Raw genomic sequence first — 20456 nt, forward strand, 5'->3', positions numbered from 1 at the left:
GCCTGCACACCGGCCCCACGACGGTCGCAGACGCACGGCGGCCGGGTCCGGGGGCGTGCAGGGGAGTCCCCGCAGGACGACGAACAGATACCCGGCCCCCCTCACGTACCCGCCGCACGTTCGTCGTTTGAGGAGACGCCCCGGAGGGACCCCGGACCCCCACCCACCGGACAGACGCACCCCCGCGGGGGACCCGCACCCAAGCCCGTCCGGCGATTGAGGACGGAACCCCGAACCAAAGCACCCCGCACCGCTCAGATCAGTGACTCCAGCGGTACCGACGGGTCGGCCAGGGCGTCCGGGTCGACCGGCTGGCCCGCCTTGATCAGCTCCTGCACGGTGTCGGTGACGTCCCACACGTTCACGTTCATCCCGGCGAGCACCTTGCCGTCCTTCAGCCAGAAGGCGATGAATTCGCGCTTGCCCGCGTCCCCGCGGATCACCACCTGGTCGTAGCTGCCGGGCGGCGCCCAGCCCGAGTACTCCAGGCCGAGGTCGTACTGGTCGGAGAAGAAGTACGGCACCCGGTCGTAGGAGACGTCCTGGCCGAGCATGGCGCGGGCCGCCGCCGGGCCGCCGTTCAGCGCGTTGGCCCAGTGCTCCACCCGCAGCCGGGTGCCGAGCAGCGGATGGGCCACGCCCGCCACGTCACCGGCGGCGTAGATGTGCGGGTCGCTGGTGCGCAGGGAGGCGTCGACGGCGATGCCGCCGCCCTGCGCGCGGGGAACGATGTCGAGTCCTGCGGCCTCGGCGAGTGCGGAGCGCGGGGCGGCTCCGATCGCGGCCAGGACGTCGTGGGCGGGGTGCTCCTCGCCGTCGTCGGTGCGGACCGCGAGCACCATGCCGTCCTGGCCGACGATCTCGGTGAGCCTGCCGCCGAAGTGGAAGCGGACGCCGTGGTCGCTGTGCAGATCGGTGAAGATCTGGCCGAGCTCGGGGCCGATGACCCGGTGCAGCGGGGTCGCCTCCGGTTCGACGACGGTGACCTCGGCGCCGTAGCCGCGGGCGGCCGCCGCGACCTCCAGGCCGATCCAGCCGGCTCCGGCGATCACCAGATGGCCGTTGTCGCGGCCGAGTGCGGACAGGACGTTGCGCAGCCGGTCGGAGTGGGCCAGGCGGCGCAGATGGTGGACACCGGCCAGGTCGGTGCCGGGGATGTCGAGGCGGCGCGGCTCGGCGCCGGTGGCCAGCAGCAGCTTGTCGTAGTGGATGACGGTGCCGTCACCGAGCTCCACGGAACGGGCCTCGCGGTTCAGCACGGTGACCGGCTGGCCGAGGTGGAGCTCGATGTCGGCCCCCGCGTACCAGGCCGTCTCGTGGACGAAGACGCTGTCGCGGTCCTCCTTGCCGGCCAGGTACCCCTTGGAGAGCGGTGGCCGTTCGTACGGATGGTCGCGCTCATCGCCGATCAGGATGACCCGGCCGCTGAAACCCTCCGCGCGGAGCGTCTCCGCTGCCTTCGCTCCGGCCAGTCCTCCGCCGACAATGACGAACGTCCGATGTGCGTCGACCACTTGATGCCTCCTCGGTGCTTGCTGCGCGGCGCCAACTGCGAGCGTCCCGCACGCAGCGTGATGGCGAAAGGGGGTGTGACCCGATCAGGTCACGCCCAGTGGTCATGGGCCGGTCGGGGAACCGGTGCCGCACCACGGGGAAAAGGGTGGCAGGGACGGTGCCGGGTCATCGGCCACGTTCGGTGAGCGAGTGGTGCAGGGTGCGGGCCGACGCGTCGGTCAGGGCGGCGATCTGGTCGACCAGGACGCGCTTGCGGGACCGGTCGTCGGGGGCGGCCTCGTACAGCGCCCGCAGCTGCGGCTCCAGCCCCTCCGGCGCGCGGGCGGTCAGCGCCGCGGCCAGTTCGGCGATGACGATCCGCTGGTCGGCGCGGATCACCTCCTGCTCGGCGCGCTGCATGACGTAGCGGTCGGCGACCGCCTTGAGCACCGCGCACTCGTTGCGCGCCTCGCGGGGCACGACGAGCTCGGCGCCGTATCTGCCGAGGCGGCCGGTGCCGTACGCCTTGCGGGTGCCGCTCTCGGCGGCGAGGCAGAACCGGCCGATCAGCTGGCTCGTGGCGTCCTTCAGCCGGGCCTGGGCGACGGCCGAGCCGTCGTAGCCGTGCGGCCACCAGTCCTGGCCGATGAGCCGGTCCAGTGCGTCGGACAGCTCCTGCGGGTCGGTCTCCGCGGGGACGTAGCGTCCGATGGCGACCGACCAGATCTCCTGCCGCTCCGGCTCGGCGTCGAGGCAGTTGGGGTCGATGTGCCCGGCGTGCAGCCCGTCCTCGAAGTCGTGGACCGAGTACGCCACGTCGTCGGACCAGTCCATCACCTGGGCCTCGAAGCACGTGCGGTCCTGCGGGGCGTCCTTGCGGAACCAGTCGAACACCGGCAGGTCGTCCTCATACACCCCGAACTTCGGTGAGCCGGGGTCGGTGGGGTTCGCGCCCCGGAGCCACGGGTACTTGGTGGCGGCGTCGAGGACGGCGCGGGTCAGGTTGAGTCCGACGCTGGCCGGCTCACCGGTACGGGTGTCGGGCACGAACCGTTTCGGTTCGAGCCGGGTCAGCAGGCGCAGCGACTGGGCGTTCCCCTCGAATCCGCCGCAGTCGGATGCGAAGTCGTTGAGCGCCTGCTCGCCGTTGTGCCCGAAGGGCGGGTGGCCCATGTCGTGGGAGAGGCAGGCCGTCTCGACCAGGTCGGGGTCGCAGCCGAGCGCGGCGCCGAGTTCCCGGCCGACCTGGGCGCATTCCAGTGAGTGGGTGAGCCGGGTGCGGGGGCTGGCGTCCCAGGCGTAGCTGCGGGTGCCGGGGGTGACGACCTGGGTCTTCCCGGCGAGCCGGCGCAGCGCGGCGGAGTGGAGCACCCGGGCGCGGTCCCGCTGGAAGGCGGTGCGGCCCGGCCGTTTGTCCGGCTCGGGGTCCCAGCGCTCGGCGTCGGCGGCGCCATAGGGTGTCGTGTCCGGTTCCTGGCTGCCCTGCGTGCCTTCCATGAGGTCGACATTAAACGGCCGGGCTGACATGAGGGCTCAGGCGGACGCCAGGAAATGTGTGTTCATCAGAGTTTCGTGCGCCGGGACGCCGGTCGCCCGTGCCTGGTCGTAGCGGTGCAGCAGCAGCCGGGCCATCGCCGGGTGTGCGCCGAGCGGGGCGGACGCGATCCACGGTGCCGCCTCGGCCGCGGCCGAGGCGAAGCGTCCGGGGGCGGTGAAGTACGAGGCGACGGCCACCCGTCGGCGGCCGCGGGCGGCCAGTGCGCGCAGGGCGGCCGGGACGGTGGGCGTCGTGGCGGAGGCGTAGGCGGGCACGACGGGCACCCCGCCGAGCCGTTCGCTGAGCAGACGCGCGGTGCGACGGGTGTCGGCCGCCGATTCGGGGTCGCGGGACCCGGCGGCGGCCAGCACCACGGCGCTGTTGCGGTTCCCGTCGTCCGCGGCCTGCCAGCCGGCCTCGGCGAGCCGCCCGTGCAGCGCCTCGGCCAGCAGCGGGTGCGGTCCGAGGGGGCCGGCGGTGCGGGTGCGCAGGGCGGGCGCGCCCGCGACGGCCTCCGGGATGTCCTGCTTGACGTGGTAGCCGCGGCCCAGCAGCAGCGGGACCAGGACCGCCTCGCCGTTGCCCAGCGCGTCCAGGGCCGCCGGCAGGAGGGGTTCGTTGAGCTCGATGTGCCCGAGCCGGACGTCGAGCCCCGGCCGCAGCTCCCGCACCTGGCCGAGGAGCTCGGTCACCGTGCGCAGCGCCTGCGGGTCGCGGCTGCCGTGCGCGACGGCGACCAGGGCGGGGGCGGCCAGGGCGCTCACATGGCCCTGGGCGGGCTGGTGCCGGGTGCGGTGCATGGGCTGTCGGGTTCCGTTCAGGGAGACGAGGCTGAGCTGGGTGCCGAGCTGTGCGGTGATGCGGGTCAGCAGTTGCGCCGTGCTGTCGAGGGGCAGGGACTCCTGGGAGTGTTCCGGTGCCGGCTCCGTCATGGACCGATGGTGCCGGGCGCAGGTTGCCGCGTCGTTGCGTACCGGTCACGGATGTTTACCGCGGGCTCACCGCACGGCCGGGGGCACTGTCGGAAGACGGAGCCGCGGCCCGGTCCGCGTCGCCGAACAGCCGCTCGACGACCAGGGCGACGCCGTCCTCCTCGTTGCTGACGGTGTGCACCGGTACGGCGGCCAGCACGGCCGGGTGGGCGTTGGCCATCGCGTAGCCGGTGCCTGCCCAGTCGAGGACGCTGAGGTCGTTGGGCATGTCACCGAACGCGATGACCTCGGAGGCGTCGATGCCCCGCCCCGCGCACAGCGCCGACAGTGTGCCGGCCTTGGTGACGCCCCTCGCGCTGATCTCCAGCAGGCCGCGCCCGCCGGAGTGGGTGAGCTGCACCTCGCTGCCCACACCCGGCCTGGCCGCGGCCAGCAGGGCGTCCGCATCGATCCGCTCCGACCAGGCGAGCAGCTTGGTGACGGGCGCCTCGGTGAGCCACAGGTCGGCGAGGGAGGGGACGGGCCGTTCGGCGCCGATGTCCTCGGAGAGGCGCAGCCGGTAGGCCGGTTCGTAGAGGACCTGGTTGCCGGTCTCCAGGGCGAAGCCGATCCCGGGCACCGCGGCGGCCAGCGCGGTGGCCACCCGCCGGGCGGTGCTCAGGGACAGGACGCGGGAGGAGACGACGGTGCGGGTCGCGATGTCGTACACGAGCGCGCCGTTGCTGCACACCGCCGTGCCCGCGAGGCCGGTGGCCTCCGCGAGCCGGTCGACGAACCGGGGCGGGCGGGCGGTGACGATGACGATCTCCGCGCCCGCACCCTCGGCCGCGCGCAGGGCGCGCAGCGTACGGGGCGAGAGGGTGCCGTCGTTGCGCAGCAGGGTGCCGTCGAGATCGGAGGCGATCAGCCTTGGGAGCGACATCGGCCGATGCTACCGACGCCCGTGCGGGGAGAACCCTTTGGGCCGTCCCGCCGTCAAGTCATAGGGGGACAGTGCGACACGGCACAGGACGGACAGGAACGGGGGTGTTCCCGTGCGGTTGAGGCGACGGGGAGCAGAGGCGGGCGACCGGGGACGGCTGAGGAGGACAGCGGCCCGGCTGCGCCCCCGGCTGCCGCGGACCACGCGGGGGCGGCGGCGGGCCGTGCAGGGCGTGATGATCGCCTGCGTACTGGGCCTGGCACCCGCCACCTGGATGTACACGGCCGCCGACGCCCGGGTGCGGACGGCGGCGGACGCACCCGCGCAGGAGGTCGCCGTGGTGTTCGGGGCGGGGCTGTGGGACGGGAAGCCGTCCCCGTATCTCGCGAACCGGCTCCGGGCCGCGGCCGGGCTGTACCGGGACAAGAAGGTGAAGGTCGTGCTGGTGACCGGGGACAACAGCCGGGTGGAGTACGACGAACCGGACGCGATGCGCTCGTTCCTGGTCGCGCACGGGGTGCCGGACAGCAGGATCGTCAGCGACTTCGCGGGTTTCGACACCTGGGACTCGTGCGTCCGGGCCAGGAAGATCTTCGGGGTGGAGCGGGCCGTGCTGGTGACCCAGGGCTTCCATGTCCGGCGGGCCATCGCGCTGTGCCGGGCTGCGGGGATCGACGCGTACGGCGTCGGGGTCGACGCCGCGCACGACGCGACCTGGTACTACGGCGGGACGCGGGAGATGTTCGCGGCGGGGAAGGCCGCTCTGGAGGCGCTGTTCAAGCCCGATCCGCACTTCCTGGGCCCCCGGGAGCGGGGGGTGGACGTGGCTCTCGCGGCGGATACCCGGTGAGCCCCCGCCGCGGAGCCGGGGCCGTCAGCTCCCTCCCGAGGTGACCGGCGCGGTCTCCGCCGACACCCAGCCCAGGTAACCGGCGCTGCCCCGTACCACCGGAATCGCGATGATCTCCGGGGTGTCGTAGTCGTGCGCCTCCTGGAGGTGGGCCTCCAGTTCGTCGTACCGCTCGGCCGTCGTCTTGAGGAGCAACTGCCATTCCTCGGTGGTCTCGATGGCGTTCTGCCACCGGTAGACGGAGAGGACGGGCGCGGAGATCTGTACGCAGGCGGCGAGGCGCGCCTCCACCACGCCCTGCGCCAGCAGCCGGGCCTTCTCCTCGCTGTCCGTCGTGGTCAGTACGGTCAGCCATGCGGGCGACGTCACTTCGGTCTCCTCGGATTCGGCGGCGGTCCTCCCCCGATTGTCGGGGGCCGGGACCGCTGCCGCCCGGTCAGTCGCCGTACGGCCGCACCTCCTTCGCGTCCCGCAGCGCCCGGCCCCACCACACGAGCTGGTCGAGCAGGGTCTTCGCGGCGGCGTCGGGACCGGCCGGGTCCCGGTGCCTGCCCTCGTCGTCGAACAGGGCGCCGGCGTTGTGGAAGGAGACGGTGTCGCGGATCGAGACGGTGTGCAGTTCGGCGAAGACCTGCCGCAGGTGCTCGACCGCGCGCAGGCCGCCGGAGACTCCGCCGTAGGAGACGAACGCGACGGGTTTGGCCTGCCATTCGGCGCGGTGCCAGTCGATCAGGTTCTTGAGCGGGGCCGGGTAGGAGTGGTTGTACTCGGGCGTGATGACGACGAAGGCGTCGGCGGCCGCCAGCCGGGCCGAGACCTCGGCCAGCAGGACCCGGTCATCGGATCCGGGACGGTAGGAGAGCGCGGTCGGCAGGTCGAGTCCGGCGACGTCGACGAGATCCGTCTCGATACCGGGGTGGGCGTCGGTGCGGGAGCGGAACCAGTCGGCGACGACGGGGGCGAAGCGGCCCTCGCGGTTGCTGGCGAGGATGACCGCGACCTTCAGCGGGGCGTCGGAGGAGGCAGCGGCGGCCGTGGATGCGGGTGTGGTTTCGGCGGTGTTCTCAGCTGTGGTGAGGTCCATACGAAGAGACTCACGCCTCAACCATGGTTGAGGTCAAGCGCGGCACAACCGGCCCTTACGCCGAGCGTGTCCCCATACGGTGGAACGCATGACGACTCCAGCAGCCGCGCCGTTCCCGTACGCCGAGTTCGACGGGCACCCGGCCACCGAGGACGATCTGCGGACGGCCGCCTTCTTCAACTACGGTCATTTCACCGCCATGCAGGTCAGGAAGGGCCGGGTGCGCGGACTCGGGCTGCACCTGGACCGGCTGGACACCGCGAACCGGGCACTCTTCGAACTCCCCCTGGACGGCGAACGGGTGCGTGAGCTGATCCGGCACGCGCTGGCCGGCGCGGGGGCCTTGGACGCCTCGGTGCGGGTGCAGGGATTCCTGCCGCCGGGCGCCACCGCGACGACCGTCATGGTCACGGTGCGCGGGCCGGCGACGATGTCCACCGAACCGAAGAGCATGATGTCCGTCCCGTACGCCCGTGCCGCGCCGCACCTCAAGCGCCCCGGTGACTTCGGCCAGACGTACTACGCGAACCTCGCCACCCGCGCGGGCTTCGACGACGCGGTACTGACGCTGGCGGACGGCTCGGTGACCGAGGGCTCGTTCAACAACATCGGTTTCTGGGACGGCGATTCGGTCGTCTGGCCGCAGGCACCCGCACTGCTCGGCACCACCATGGCACTGCTGGAGCAGGAGCTTCCCGGCACGGGAGTCCGCTCGGAGCAGCGTGCGGTGACGCTGGACGGGCTGGGGGCCTACCGGTCGGCGTTCGTCACCAACTCCCAGGGCATGGCGCCGGTCCGGCGGATCGACGACACCGCGTTCACGGTGGACGAAGAGCTGATGAAGCGGCTGGAGGAGGCCTACGGGAGGGCGCCCCTGGACACCGTCTGAGAGACGCCGGGGCGCCGACCGGACCGGGGCCCGGCGTGCGGCAGGGCGGCGGCACGGCCGGGTCCGGTCGGGGCCCCGGGCAGCGAGGGGGGACCATGGGTGCATGCAGATCCCCGCCGAAGGCCCGCAGTCGCGCATGCAGATCCACATCGAGGGCTCGCGTCTCCCCGGCCGTTCGTGCGGTCCGGACGGCGACTTCGCCGGCTACGAGAACATCCACGTGGGCGTGCAGCGCAAGGACCGGCCCGGCGAACTGTTCGGGCTGATTCCGGGCGACGCCCCGTCCGCCTCCTGGACCCTGGACTGCACGGCCGCCGCCACCGCGGACGGGGTCGAGATCAGCGGGCCGTACGTACAGAACCGGCTCGGCGGACGCTTCGTCTACCTGTCGTGGGGCACGGTCGACGACGGGAACGGACTCTTCTCCATGTTCCGGCGGGCCAAGCTGATGTTCGCCGACGTCGGGGCGGAGGTCCTCGAAACGGCCGCCCGCTCCGGGCACCTCACCGCACGGCTGCCGCTCTCCGACGACCGGGGCAGGCCGCTCTGCGGCCGTGTCCGGCCGCCGCTCGCCGAATGGTCCGCCGCCACTCCCGCGTGAACGCCACCGGACGGACGCCGGACGCCTGCGGCGGGGGCGCGTAAAGCCCTCACACATGGAGCCACCCCCACCGGGCCCAGGGGGGGCGGGTCCGGTGAGGGCGGCGGCCGGGGGCGGCAGAGCGTCGCCGTCCCGTGGGGGGTGTGATGCGTGTGCCCCCCGACCACAAGGTCATGCATGTGATGTACGCCACATTACCCTCAGGGGCCATCACCCGATCGGCACCGAGCACCCAAGAGGGCCGCACCCCTCCCATCATCACCGCTCCGACCTGCACGTATACCGAGGCGCAAGGAGGCGGCGCCGGTCCGATCGGGTGACAGCTGACTCGGTGTCAGCAGGCGTGGGCGGCCGCCCCGCCGTTAGCTCGGAGCCAGGACACACCCGCCAGCGCCCCTGCTCGGAGGAACCCCCCATGCGCAGTCCTGTCCGCCTCGTGACCGGCACCGCCGCCGCGGCCCTCGCCGCCGCAGCGCTCGGACTCTCTGCCGCCGCCCCGTCGGCGTACGGGGACGAACCGGGCTCGCTGGAGATCTCCCCGGCGAGCGCGGCCCCGGGGGCCACCGTCATGGTGAACACCAGCGCCTGCGGGGGCGACACCGCAGCGACCGGCGACGCGAGCTCCCTGGACGCCTCCCGCTTCGCGCTCGCACCGGCCACCCTCAAGGAGGTCCTGGCCGGTTCCTTCCGGGTGCCGGGCAACGTCGAGCCGGGCCCGTACAACATCGATGTGGCCTGTGAGAACGGCAAGGAGGCCACCGGCGAGATCGAGGTGAAGGCCGCCGGCACCGCGGGCAAGGACAGCACCGACCCCGCCGGCGCCGCAGGCAAGGACAGTACGGATCCGGCCGGCACCGCGGGCAGGGACGATGACGCCGGGACGGACACGCTTCCGAGTGACTCGGAGGAGGACTCCCCCGCGGACCCGTACGGCTCGTCCGACTACGACTCCACGGGTCTCGACGAGGCCGAGGCCACCGGCTCCTCCCTGGTGCCGGACTCCCCGGCGGAGCCGGGCCGCGGCACCTCCAGCGAGCGTCCGAGCCCGTCGGAGCACGAGAGCTCCGCCACGCACGACAGCTCCTCCGCGCAGGACAGCTCGTCGGGCGGCTACGAGACCCCTTCCGGCCGCCGCTCGTCGGCCGTACCCACCGCCCCCACGGGGCACGTCAAAACCGGTGTCGGCGGCAGCGTCGGGCCGGACACCACCCAGATCGCGGCGGGAGCCGGCGTTCTCGCCGCGACCGCCGTCGGCGGAGCCTGGCTCCTGCGTCGCCGGGCGAGCGGCACGCAGGACGACAGCTGACGGAGACTTCCACCTCTCCGTCCCGCCTGGTTTCCGTCCCGGTGGCCCAGTGCCACCGGGACGGGACCGTATCCACCTTTCGTCACCCGGAGGACGACCGTGTCCCAGAAGGCCAAGGGCTGGCTGCTCGTCGTCGCGGCACTGGCCGGTGTCTGGCTGATCCGGAACGGCTCCGACGCCCGGCTGACCCCGCCACGACCGGCCTCCGCCGAGGCCTTCACCGCCGGACCGGAACTGCTGCCGGGGTCACCGGTCGCCGAACCGCTGCGCCCCTCGGCCCCCGTCCGCATCCGGATCCCGAGCATCCGGGTGGACGCCCCGATGATGCGGCTCGGGCTCGGGCCGGACGGCAGCCTCGATGTGCCGCCGCCCGGTAACACCGACATCGTCGGCTGGTACAAGGACGGCACGCCGCCGGGCGCCAGGGGCACCGCGATCGTCGCCGGCCATGTCGACAACGCCCAGGGCCCGTCCGTCTTCTACGACCTGGGCACGCTCAAGAAGGGCAGCAGCGTCGAGGTGGACCGGCAGGACGGCCGCACCGCCGTCTTCTCGCTCGACGCCATCGAGGTGTACGACAGCAAGGACTTCCCCGACCAGCGGGTGTACGGGTCATCGGAACACGCCTCGCTGCGGCTGATCACCTGCGGCGGCGGCTTCTCCGAGTCGACCGGCTACGAGGGCAACGTGGTGGCGTACGCCCACCTCGCCTCGGTGCGCTGACGTCGGGCGGGGCCGAGGGCCGGGCAGAACCTTGACGACAGACCCGAGGTGCTCAGGCGTTCCACTGGTCGAAGGCGAGCTTCGCGACCAGCGAGAACACCACGACCAGCAGCACCCCGCGGACGAACTCGCTGCCCCTGCTCAGCGCCATCCGCGCCCCGACCAGGCCGCCCGCCAGGTTGAACACCGCCATCAGGCCGGCCAGCTGCCACATCACGTTGCCCTGGTAGGCGAACATCGCGAGCGCGCCGGCATTGGTGCAGACGTTCACGATCTTCGCGGTGGCGGAGGCCGTCACCAGGTCCAGGTGGAGCACCGCGGTCAGCGCCAGCACCAGGAAGGTGCCGGTACCCGGACCGAACAGCCCGTCGTACAGGCCGATGCCGCCCCCCACCAGGACGATCGCGGTGACGGTACGGGCCCGGGTGACCTGCGGCGGCGTGCCGTCCTCGGGCGCCCTGCCGAACCGCGGCCGCAGCATCACGAACGCCGCGACCGCCAGCAGCACCACCATGATCACCGGGCGCAGCACCTCGCTGCTGATCCCGGCGGCGAAGAAGGCGCCGGTCATCGATCCGGCCAGGGCCGCCAGCCCGATCCGCAGCGCCGTCCCGACCTTCACCGGCGCCTTGCGCGCGTAGGCGACGGCGGCGCCGGACGTACCGACGATGGCGACCGCCTTGTTGGTACCGAGGACATGCGCCGCCGGGACGTGCGGCAGCCCCAGCAGCAGCGCGGGCAGCAGGAGCAGTCCGCCGCCGCCGACCACCGCGTCGATCCAGCCGGCCGCGCCCGCGGCGAGGCACAGCACGACGAGGGTGGTCACGGTTATGTCAGGCATGATCGCGACCCTAAGGAAACGGCACGTGTCGCGTCCAACCGTGCCGCCGCGGGGGCGGAAAAGTTGAGCGAACCCAGAGCTTTCCGGGACTCCCCCGGCCCCGGCGGCCGCCTCCGCCGCCTCACAGACCGCCCTCACCGGCGCTGAGCGCAAGGTTCCTCCCGGGAAACAGCGGGGATCCGGACGGGTAACACCCGCCGGACACGCTTCCTCCATGAGCACACGGGCCGAGGCTCCCCGCTCCACCTGCTCACCGACCACGGAGGCTTCTGAGATGCCGGTGTCCCCTTCCCCGACCGCCCCCACCTCCAGCGCCCCGGCTGTGCCGACCATCGTGGTCGTCGGGCACGGGATGGTCGGCCAGCGGTTCCTGGAGGCGCTCGCCGACCGCGGCCTGACCGGCGCGGCCGGCACCGCCAGGGTCGTCGTGCTCTGCGAGGAGCCGCGCGCCGCCTACGACCGGGTCCAGCTGACCTCGTACTTCTCCGGACGCACCCCGGACGACCTGTCGCTGGTCGAGCCCGGATTCATGGGGCGGCACGGCTTCGAGCTGCGCCTCGGCGACCCGGCCGAGTCCCTGGACCGCGAGGCGCGCACGGTCACGGCCCGCTCCGGCGAGACCTTCGGCTACGACACGCTGGTGCTGGCCACCGGCTCCTACCCGTTCGTCCCGCCGGTCCCCGGCAAGGACACCGAGGGCTGCTTCGTCTACCGCACGATCGAGGACCTGCTCGCGATCGAGGCGTACGCGAAAACGGCGCGGACCGGTGCGGTCGTCGGTGGCGGGCTGCTCGGCCTGGAGGCGGCGGGCGCTCTGAAGGGGCTCGGACTCGACACGCACGTGGTGGAGTTCGCGCCCCGGCTGATGCCCGTACAGATCGACGAGGGCGGCGGCGCGGCGCTGCTCCGCACCATCGAGAACATGGGCCTGACCGTCCACACGGGCGTCGGCACCCAGGAGGTGACCGCGGGCGCCGACGGCTCGGTGAACGGGATGTCGCTCTCCGACGGCTCCTCGCTCGCCACGGATCTGGTGGTCTTCTCGGCCGGGGTGCGGCCCCGCGACCAGCTGGCCCGGGACTGCGGTCTCGCGGTCGGGCAGCGCGGCGGCATCGTCGTGGACGAGGCGTGCCGCACCTCCGATCCGGCGGTCTTCGCGATCGGCGAGTGCGCGCTGGCCACGGATGGCCGGGTGTACGGGCTGGTGGCGCCCGGCTACGAGATGGCGCAGACCGCCGCCGGGGTGATCGCCGGCGAGGAGGCCTCGTTCACCGGTGCCGACATGTCGACGAAGCTGAAGCTGCTCGGGGTGGACGTGGCCTCGTTCGGCGACGCGCACGGCGCCTCGGAGGGCTGCCTCGACGTGGTGTACGCGGACTCCCGCTCCGGCGTCTACAAGAAGCTGGTGATCGGGCAGGACGGCACGCTGCTGGGCGGGGTGCTCATCGGGGACGCCGACCAGTACGGCACGCTGCGGCCGATGACGGGCACCGTCCTGCCGGTCGCCCCCGAGCAGCTGGTGCTGCCCGCCGGTACGGGCGGTCCGGCCGTCCTCGGCCCGTCCGCACTGCCCGACGACGCGGTGATCTGTTCCTGCCACAACGTCACCAAGGGCGCGGTCTGCGAGCACGGCACGCTGCCCGAGGTGAAGAAGTGCACCAAGGCCGGTACCGGCTGCGGCAGTTGCGTCAAGGTCATCGGCCAGCTGCTCCCGCAGAGCCAGGACAAGGGGCTGTGCGGCTGTTTCGCGTACACCCGCAGTGAGCTGTACGAGATCGTCCGCACCCTGGAGATCACCTCGTACGCCGCGCTGCTCGACTCGCACGGCCGCGCATCGGCGCGCGGCGGCGACGGCTGCGAGGTCTGCAAGCCGACGGTCGGTTCGGTGATCGCCTCGCTGGCGCCGACGGTCGGCGCGAGCGGCTACGTACTGGACGGCGAGCAGGCGGCCCTCCAGGACACCAACGACCACTTCCTGGCCAACCTCCAGCGCAACGGCTCGTACTCGATCGTGCCGCGCATACCCGGCGGCGAGATCACACCGGAGCGGCTGATCGTGATCGGCGAAGTGGCAAGGGACTTCGGGCTCTACACCAAGATCACCGGAGGTCAGCGCATCGACCTGTTCGGCGCCCGCGTCGAGCAGCTGCCGCTCATCTGGACCCGGCTGGTCGACGCGGGCTTCGAGTCGGGGCACGCGTACGGGAAGTCGCTGCGGACGGTCAAGTCCTGTGTGGGGCAGACGTGGTGCCGCTACGGCGTACAGGACTCGGTGAAGATGGCGATCGACCTGGAGCTGCGCTACCGGGGCCTGCGCTCCCCGCACAAGCTGAAGTCGGCCGTCTCGGGCTGCGCCCGGGAGTGCGCGGAGGCCCGCGGCAAGGACTTCGGGATCATCGCCACCGCCGGCGGCTGGAACCTGTACGTGGGCGGCAACGGCGGCGCCACCCCGCGCCACGCGGACCTGCTCGCCCAGGACCTGTCCGATGCCGAACTGGTGCGCCTCATCGACCGGTTCCTGATGTTCTACATCCGCACCGCGGACCGTCTTGAGCGCACCTCCACCTGGCTGGACCGCATCGAGGGCGGCCTGGAGCACGTCCGGGACGTCGTCGTGCACGACTCTCTCGGACTCTGCGACGAGCTGGAGCGGCTGATGGCCGACCACGTCCGCGGCTACCGCGACGAATGGGCCGAGACCATCAACGACCCGGAGCGGCTGCGCCGCTTCGTCACCTTCGTCAACGCACCCGACGCACCCGACCCGTCGGTGAAGTTCGTCCCGGAACGCGACCAGGTCAAGCCCGACCTGGACATCCTCGCGGGCCCGGTTCTCGCCATCCGCACTCTTGAAGGGACCGCCTCCTGATGACGACCCGGACGATGAACGGGACGACGGAGACCGCGCAGGACACCCGGGTCATCCGGCTCGCAGCCGGGAACGACTGGCTGGCCGTCTGCGACCGTTCGCAGCTCACACCCGGCCGCGGGGTCGCGGCGCTGCTCCCGGACGGCAGGCAGGCCGCGCTGTTCATGGACCGTGCGGGACATACGTACGCGATCGACAACCGCGACCCGTTCACCGGGGCCTATGTCCTCTCGCGCGGCCTGGTCGGATCGGACGGCGGGCAGCCGTTCGTCGCCTCTCCGCTGCTCAAGCAGCGCTTCGACCTGGCCACGGGGGCCTGCCTGGACGACGACGAGGTCACCGTCGCGGTCTTCGCCGTCCGTACGGACTGAGCGGGGTTCCCCGCACGGCGGTGGCCGGAGAGGACCGGCGAACGCCCCCTTCCGGCCACCGGGCCGCCCGGTCGTAGGCTTGATCCATGAGCCAGGGCCGGTACGCGAGTGACATTCCCGACCAGAGCGGCCGTACGGCCGTGGTGACGGGAGCCAACAGCGGCATCGGGCTGATCACCGCCCGGGAGCTGGCACGGCATGGTGCCCGGGTGCTGCTCGCCTGCCGTGACGAGCGGCGCGGCAAGGCGGCGGAGTCCCGCATCCGCGGCGCGGTGCCGGGCGCGGACGTGGAGTTCGCGGCGCTGGATCTGGCCGATCTGTCGTCGGTACGGGAGTTCGCCGCCGCGTACACCCCGGACCGGCTCGATCTGCTGATCAACAACGCCGGGGTGATGGCCCTTCCGTACGGGAGGACCGCCGACGGCTTCGAGACCCAGTTCGGCGTCAACCACCTCGGGCACTTCGCCCTCACCGGCCTGCTGCTGCCGAAGCTCCTCGCCACCCCGGGCTCGCGGGTGGTGAGCGTCTCCAGCGGTCTGCACGTCCTGTCCAACATCGACATGGGCGATCTGAACAGCGAGCGGAACTACCGCCGGTGGATCGCCTACGGCCGCTCGAAGACGGCCAATCTGCTGTTCATCCACGAGCTCGCCCGGCGGACCGCCGGCGTCGGCAACGCACTGGTGGCCGCCGCCGCGCACCCCGGCTACGCGTCGACCAATCTGCAGACGGCGGGCGTCCGGATGGAGAACCGCAGGACCGCGGAGCGGGTTGTCGAGCTCGGCAACCGGATCATCGCCCAGCCCGCGTCGGCGGGCGCCCTGCCCACCCTGTACGCGGCCACCGCGCCCGGCGTACGGCCCGACTCGTTCACCGGTCCGAGGCTGCTGGGCTGGCGCGGCGCGCCCGCACCGTCCTGGCGGGCGGGCTGGACGCTCAACGATGTGGCGAGCGAGCGGCTGTGGGTGGCGTCGGAGCAGCTGACCGGCGTCACCTTCGCGGACCTCGCGGCCTGACACCTGGGCCGGCCGGCCGCCTGCCCCGTGCGCTCAGCCCTGGCCCTCGACCGCGGACGGGTCCATCCACACGACCTCCCAGTTGTGGTGGTCGGGGTCCTGGAAGGACCGGCCGTACATGAAGCCGAGATCCTGCGTCTCACCGGCGGGCGATCCGCCGGAGGCGAGGGCGGTGTCGACCAGCTCGTCCACCTTCTCCCGGCTGTCGGCGCTGAGCGCGAGGATCACCTCGGTGGTCGTCGAGGCGTCCGCGATCTCCTTCTTGGTGAAGTCCTTGAAGCGCGGCTCCTCCAGCAGCATGGCGAAGATCGTGTCGCTGATGACGAGACAGGCGGTGCGGTCGTCGCTGAACTGGGGGTTGAACGAGTAGCCCAGCTTCCCGAAGAAGCCCTTGGTCGTCTCCAGGTCCTTGACCGGCAGGTTCACGAAGATCATCTGAGGCATGGCCGTCTCACTCTCTCGGTGCGTCGATCCTGTGCGCTCGGTGTGAACGCGTTACGAGAGGTAGACGCCGGGGCCGCGGGAAACTCATCGGCGCCGGACGAGGAAGTTACGTCAGGCATGCACCGCACCGCTCACGGCACGGCGAGCGGCGCACCGCCCCGCAGCAGCGATCCGCCCAGGGGGGTCAGTGTGTGCAGGACCGAGCTGCCGTGGCGCAGGGTGTGCACCAGGCCCGCTTCACGCAGCACACAGGCGTGCTGGCTGGCGGATGCGAGGGAGACCCCGGCCCGGCGGGCGAGCTCGCTGGTCGTGCAGCCGTCGCCGATGGTCCGCAGGACCGTCGACCGGGTGTGTCCGAGGAGCCGGCCGAGCCAGGGGCCCGGTTCGGCGAAGACCGGGGCACCGGCGTGGCCGACCGGATAGACGAGCACCGGCGGCAGCAGCGGATCGCGCAGCACGACCGGGGTGCCGCGGCAGAAGAACGAGGGCTGGAGGAGCAGCCCCCGGCCGTCCAGGTGCAGTTCGCGGTCGACCGGGTAGTCCGCCTCCAGGACCGGGGCCCGCCAGCGGATCACCGGCGGGAGCGAGGCGAGGAGTTCGTCCGCGCCGCCGTCCAGGAGGGCGCGGCCGCGGACGGCCCGGTCGGCCTCGACGCCGGCCTGGATGTGCGGCCAGTACGGTTCGACCGCGGCGCGGTGGTAGCCGCGCAGTGCCCCGATGAGCCGGCCCAGCGGCTCGGAGCGCCCTTCCCGCAGCGCGTCCAGCCGGAGCGGCCGGACGGTCCGCCGGACCGTGGCGGCACGGCCGGCGACCGCTCCCCCGGCGCCCAGCACCGCCAGCTCGTCCCGCAGCCGCTCGGGCGGGGTGTCACGCAGGGCCTCAATTCCGGCGGCGAAGTCCAGGGGCTCCGAAGCTTCCTGAGAAGGCGTCAGGAAGTCAGGGAAATAGCCGCGCGGTGGAACCACGGCTGACAGCAGATGTGCTTCACCATTCAACCGCGGACGGGTTTCCGTGCGCCATTTCCCGAACACCGTGGAAGCACGCCGGTCCCTCAGCCGGTGAAGGCTGAGAATGGTCTCCCACAATGCGTCCGGCCCGGTGGCCATCCGCACCTTGGAAAGGTCCCATCCGGATACATGGATACGCAGCACCGAACCCCCACCCGCTTGCACCTGCAATTACCCCCGCCCAAGGGTATGCGAGCCGTCACACCACGTCACCACGGGGTTTCGGCCAGAGGTGAAACGTCTCGCCCCGACCGGCGTCACCCGAAAGGCTGTACGACGTCGGGTTGCGATTCCAGAGCCACCGGCAGAGCGAGTGAAGGCCGTGGGGGGTTTTGCTCGCTCGGCGGCGGTTGGCAATGGTGCGGCTCCGCGCCCGGCGGGGGTAAACGGGGCGCGGTCCATGGATGGGGATCCCTGGACCGCGCCCCGGTCCGTTCCGGCTCACCTCTTTGCGCATTAAACGAAGCAATGGAGCGCCCGGAAAGATGGAAAGCGCTCACTGTGCCCACCGGATCCCGCGAGGCCCACGGGCCCGGCGGACATGGCGAGGCGGGGGGCCCCCCCCCCACGGGGGCCCCCCCCCCCCGCAAAAAACACCCCCCCCCCCCCCACCGCGCCCCACACACCAAACCCACCCCACCCCCGGGTGCCGCCGCCTCCGGGAAATTCCGCGCCGGACGCCGGTCCGGTGAGGGCCGCCCCGACCGGCGGCCCCCGCGGAAACAGTGGTTCTGGTGCCTCAGCGGCTGTCGCTGCCGCGCGACTCCGCGGCCGCCCGGCCCGCTTCGAGACGGGCCACCGGAATACGGAACGGTGAACAGGAGACGTAGTCCAGGCCCACCTCATGGAAGAAGTGCACCGACTCCGGGTCGCCGCCGTGCTCGCCGCAGATGCCGAGCTTCAGATCGGGACGGGTGGCCCGCCCGGCCTCCACGGCACTGCGTACCAGCGAACCGACGCCGTCCTTGTCGATCGTCTCGAACGGCGACACCCCGAAGATGCCCTTCTCCAGGTACGCGGTGAAGAACGAGGCCTCCACGTCGTCGCGAGAGAAGCCCCACACCGTCTGGGTCAGGTCGTTGGTGCCGAAGGAGAAGAACTCCGCGGCCTCGGCGATCTGACCGGCGGTCAGCGCGGCACGCGGCAGCTCGATCATCGTGCCGATCTTCAGCTTGAGGTTCGTGCCGGTGGCGGCCTGGACCTCGGCGATGACCCGGTCCGCCTCCTCGCGGACGATCTCCAGCTCCTGGACGGTGCCGACGAGCGGGATCATGATCTCGGCGCGCGGGTCGCCCTTGGCGTTCTTGCGCTCGGCGGCGGCCTCGGCGATCGCCCGTACCTGCATGGCGAACAGGCCGGGGATGACCAGACCGAGCCGGACCCCGCGCAGGCCGAGCATCGGATTCTGCTCGTGCAGCTTGTGCACGGCCTGGAGCAGCCGGAGGTCGTTCTCGTTGGCGTCCTTGCGGGACTCGGCGAGCGCCACCCGGACCGACAGTTCGGTGATGTCGGGCAGGAACTCGTGCAGCGGCGGGTCGAGCAGCCGCACGGTGACGGGCAGTCCGTCCATCGCCTCGAACAGTTCGATGAAGTCGGCTTTCTGGAGCGGCAGCAGCGCATCGAGTGCCGTCTCGCGTTCCTGGTCGGTGTCGGCCAGGATCAACTTCTCGACCATCTCGCGGCGCTCACCGAGGAACATGTGCTCGGTGCGGCACAGCCCGATGCCCTGGGCGCCGAAGCGGCGGGCCCGCAGGGCGTCCTCGGCGTTGTCCGCGTTGGCCCGCACCCGCAGCCGGCGCACCCGGTCCGCGTACGCCATGATCCGGTGCACGGCGGCGACCAGCTCGTCGGCGTCGTCGGCGCCGGCGTGCATCCGGCCCTCGAAGTACTCGACGACCGGCGACGGCACGACGGGCACCTCACCGAGATACACCTTGCCGGTCGAACCGTCGACGGAGACGAGGTCCCCCTCCTCCACCACGATCCCGCCCGCCGTGAGGCGGCGCCGCTTGGTGTCGACCTCGATCTCCTCGGCGCCGCAGACACAGGTCTTGCCCATGCCCCGGGCGACGACGGCGGCGTGCGAGGTCTTGCCCCCGCGCGAGGTCAGGATCCCCTCGGCGGCGATCATGCCGTCGAGGTCGTCCGGGTTGGTCTCGCGGCGGATGAGGATGACCTTCTCGCCGGAGCGGGACCACTTGATGGCGGTGTAGGAGTCGAACACGGCCTTGCCGACCGCGGCGCCCGGCGACGCGGCGATGCCACGCCCCAGCCGCTCGGTCTTCGCGTCGTCGTCGAAGCGCGGGAACATCAGCTGCGCCAGCTGCGCGCCGTTGACCCGCTGGAGCGCCTCCGCCTCGTCGATGAGGCCCTGGTCGACGAGCTGGATGGCGATCCGGAAGGCGGCACCGGCGGTGCGCTTGCCGACCCGGGTCTGCAGCATCCACAGCCGGCCGCGCTCGATGGTGAACTCGATGTCGCAGAGATCCTTGTAGTGGGTCTCCAGCGTCTCCATGATCGCGATCAGCTCGTCGTACGACTTCTTGTCGATGGACTCCAGGTCGGCGAGCGCCACGGTGTTGCGGATGCCCGCGACGACGTCCTCGCCCTGCGCGTTCTGCAGGTAGTCGCCGTAGACACCCTGGTGGCCGCTGGCCGGGTCGCGGGTGAACGCGACGCCCGTACCGGAGTCGGGGCCGAGGTTGCCGAAGACCATGGAGCAGATGTTCACCGCGGTGCCGAGGTCGCCCGGGATGCGCTCCTGGCGGCGGTAGAGCTTGGCCCGGTCGGTGTTCCACGAGTCGAAGACGGCCTTTATGGCCAGGTCCATCTGCTCGCGCGGGTCCTGCGGGAAGTCGCGTCCGGCGTCCCGCAGGACGATCTTCTTGAACTGCTTGACCAGCTTCTTCAGGTCGGCCGCGTCGAGATCCACGTCGACGGTGACGCCCTTGGCCTGCTTCGCGGCCTCCAGCGCCTCCTCGAAGAGGTCGCCGTCGACCCCGAGGACGGTCTTGCCGAACATCTGGATGAGGCGGCGGTAGGAGTCCCACGCGAACCGCTCGTCGCCGGACTGGGCGACGAGGCCGACGACGGACGCGTCGGAGAGGCCGATGTTGAGGACCGTGTCCATCATCCCGGGCATCGAGAACTTGGCGCCGGAGCGGACGGAGACCAGCAGCGGGTCGTCGGCCTGGCCGAGCTTCTTGGCCATCCGCTGCTCCAGGGCGTCGAGGTGCGCACTCACCTCGTCGCGGAGCGCGGCCGGCTCGTCACCGCTGTCGAGGTAGACCTTGCACGCCTCGGTGGTGATGGTGAAGCCCGGAGGGACGGGGAGCCCGAGGTTGGTCATCTCGGCGAGGTTGGCACCCTTCCCGCCGAGCAGATCCTTCAGATCCTTGTTGCCCTCGGTGAAGTCGTAGACGAACTTCTGAGGGTCTTCGTTTTCCGACACGGGTCTCGACTCCTCGACGACGCGGTGGCTGCCCTGACGGCGAGGAACATACCCAGATCGAAGGTGTCTGGGTACGTCCACTTGCCCGTCATGCGGCCTCAACCACCCGTCCGCCAGCA

The 20456-nt window shown here is 71.8% G+C and carries 18 protein-coding genes; 8 read left to right on the top strand and 10 right to left on the bottom strand.

Features of this window, described 5'->3' with window-relative positions:
* Positions 1-254: 254 nt before the first annotated feature.
* From ACFVW8_RS19235 to ACFVW8_RS19250, 4 genes are all read right to left on the bottom strand, one after another.
* Positions 255-1514 carry an NAD(P)/FAD-dependent oxidoreductase gene (locus ACFVW8_RS19235; RefSeq protein WP_389691463.1) on the bottom strand — a complete coding sequence of 420 codons (1260 nt, stop codon included), beginning with the start codon at positions 1512-1514 and terminating at the stop codon, positions 255-257.
* A 166-nt stretch (positions 1515-1680) separates the two neighbouring features.
* Positions 1681-2991 (bottom strand): deoxyguanosinetriphosphate triphosphohydrolase, encoded by a 1311-nt coding sequence (locus ACFVW8_RS19240; RefSeq protein WP_389691465.1) that lies wholly within the window; start codon positions 2989-2991, stop codon positions 1681-1683.
* A gap of 36 nt (positions 2992-3027) precedes the next feature.
* Positions 3028-3963, bottom strand: a complete 936-nt coding sequence (locus tag ACFVW8_RS19245) for a sirohydrochlorin chelatase (RefSeq protein WP_389691467.1) — start codon at positions 3961-3963, stop codon at positions 3028-3030.
* A gap of 55 nt (positions 3964-4018) precedes the next feature.
* Positions 4019-4870, bottom strand: coding sequence for a Cof-type HAD-IIB family hydrolase (locus ACFVW8_RS19250; protein WP_389691531.1), 852 nt, complete (start codon positions 4868-4870; stop codon positions 4019-4021).
* A gap of 133 nt (positions 4871-5003) precedes the next feature.
* Between ACFVW8_RS19250 and ACFVW8_RS19255 the strand changes: the two genes are divergently transcribed.
* Positions 5004-5735 (top strand): vancomycin high temperature exclusion protein, encoded by a 732-nt coding sequence (locus tag ACFVW8_RS19255; RefSeq protein WP_389691533.1) that lies wholly within the window; start codon positions 5004-5006, stop codon positions 5733-5735.
* Positions 5736-5759: 24 nt separating this feature from the next.
* Here ACFVW8_RS19255 and cutA read toward each other — a convergent pair whose 3' ends face one another.
* On the bottom strand, positions 5760-6104 hold the full coding sequence (gene cutA / locus ACFVW8_RS19260; protein ID WP_389691469.1) for a divalent-cation tolerance protein CutA: 345 nt from the start codon (positions 6102-6104) through the stop codon (positions 5760-5762).
* Between the two features lie 67 nt (positions 6105-6171).
* Positions 6172-6819: an NADPH-dependent FMN reductase gene (locus ACFVW8_RS19265; protein ID WP_389691471.1), complete on the bottom strand. Its 648-nt coding sequence runs from the start codon at positions 6817-6819 to the stop codon at positions 6172-6174.
* Between the two features lie 88 nt (positions 6820-6907).
* On the opposite strand from ACFVW8_RS19265, the gene ACFVW8_RS19270 reads away from it, so the two are divergent.
* From ACFVW8_RS19270 to ACFVW8_RS19285, 4 genes are all read left to right on the top strand, one after another.
* On the top strand, positions 6908-7708 hold the full coding sequence (locus tag ACFVW8_RS19270) for an aminotransferase class IV (RefSeq protein ID WP_389691473.1): 801 nt from the start codon (positions 6908-6910) through the stop codon (positions 7706-7708).
* 136 nt (positions 7709-7844) lie between these two features.
* The gene (locus ACFVW8_RS19275; RefSeq protein WP_389691535.1) at positions 7845-8309 is read left to right on the top strand and encodes a DUF5990 family protein; all 465 of its coding nucleotides are present in this window, start codon (positions 7845-7847) and stop codon (positions 8307-8309) included.
* 415 nt (positions 8310-8724) lie between these two features.
* Positions 8725-9615, top strand: a complete 891-nt coding sequence (locus ACFVW8_RS19280) for a hypothetical protein (protein ID WP_389691475.1) — start codon at positions 8725-8727, stop codon at positions 9613-9615.
* 99 nt (positions 9616-9714) lie between these two features.
* Positions 9715-10338: a class F sortase gene (locus ACFVW8_RS19285; RefSeq protein WP_389691477.1), complete on the top strand. Its 624-nt coding sequence runs from the start codon at positions 9715-9717 to the stop codon at positions 10336-10338.
* Positions 10339-10390: 52 nt separating this feature from the next.
* Here the strand turns inward: ACFVW8_RS19285 and ACFVW8_RS19290 are convergent, their stop codons facing one another.
* Positions 10391-11179 carry a sulfite exporter TauE/SafE family protein gene (locus tag ACFVW8_RS19290; protein WP_389691479.1) on the bottom strand — a complete coding sequence of 263 codons (789 nt, stop codon included), beginning with the start codon at positions 11177-11179 and terminating at the stop codon, positions 10391-10393.
* 274 nt (positions 11180-11453) lie between these two features.
* Here ACFVW8_RS19290 and nirB point away from each other — a divergent pair, with 274 nt between their 5' ends.
* From nirB to ACFVW8_RS19305, 3 genes are all read left to right on the top strand, one after another.
* Entirely contained in the window at positions 11454-14048 is a 2595-nt protein-coding gene (nirB, locus tag ACFVW8_RS19295) for a nitrite reductase large subunit NirB (protein WP_389691537.1), read from the top strand.
* The gene (gene nirD / locus ACFVW8_RS19300; RefSeq protein ID WP_389691481.1) at positions 14048-14419 is read left to right on the top strand and encodes a nitrite reductase small subunit NirD; all 372 of its coding nucleotides are present in this window, start codon (positions 14048-14050) and stop codon (positions 14417-14419) included. The genes nirB and nirD overlap by 1 nt, the downstream gene beginning before the upstream one ends.
* Before the next feature lie 86 nt (positions 14420-14505).
* On the top strand, positions 14506-15435 hold the full coding sequence (locus tag ACFVW8_RS19305) for an oxidoreductase (protein WP_389691483.1): 930 nt from the start codon (positions 14506-14508) through the stop codon (positions 15433-15435).
* A gap of 33 nt (positions 15436-15468) precedes the next feature.
* On the opposite strand, the gene ACFVW8_RS19310 is transcribed toward ACFVW8_RS19305, so the two are convergent.
* The 3 genes from ACFVW8_RS19310 to ppdK all read right to left on the bottom strand — a co-directional run bounded on the left by ACFVW8_RS19310 (position 15469) and on the right by ppdK (position 20337).
* On the bottom strand, positions 15469-15879 hold the full coding sequence (locus ACFVW8_RS19310) for a VOC family protein (RefSeq protein ID WP_389691485.1): 411 nt from the start codon (positions 15877-15879) through the stop codon (positions 15469-15471).
* Between the two features lie 131 nt (positions 15880-16010).
* Positions 16011-17030: an ArsR/SmtB family transcription factor gene (locus ACFVW8_RS19315; protein WP_389691539.1), complete on the bottom strand. Its 1020-nt coding sequence runs from the start codon at positions 17028-17030 to the stop codon at positions 16011-16013.
* A gap of 595 nt (positions 17031-17625) precedes the next feature.
* A complete protein-coding gene (gene ppdK / locus ACFVW8_RS19320; protein WP_389691487.1) occupies positions 17626-20337 on the bottom strand; it encodes a pyruvate, phosphate dikinase in 2712 nt (903 codons plus the stop codon).
* Positions 20338-20456 lie beyond the last annotated feature (119 nt).

The sequence above is a fragment of the Streptomyces sp. NPDC058221 genome (genome assembly GCF_042882365.1).
Taxonomy (GTDB): Bacteria; Actinomycetota; Actinomycetes; order Streptomycetales; family Streptomycetaceae; genus Streptomyces.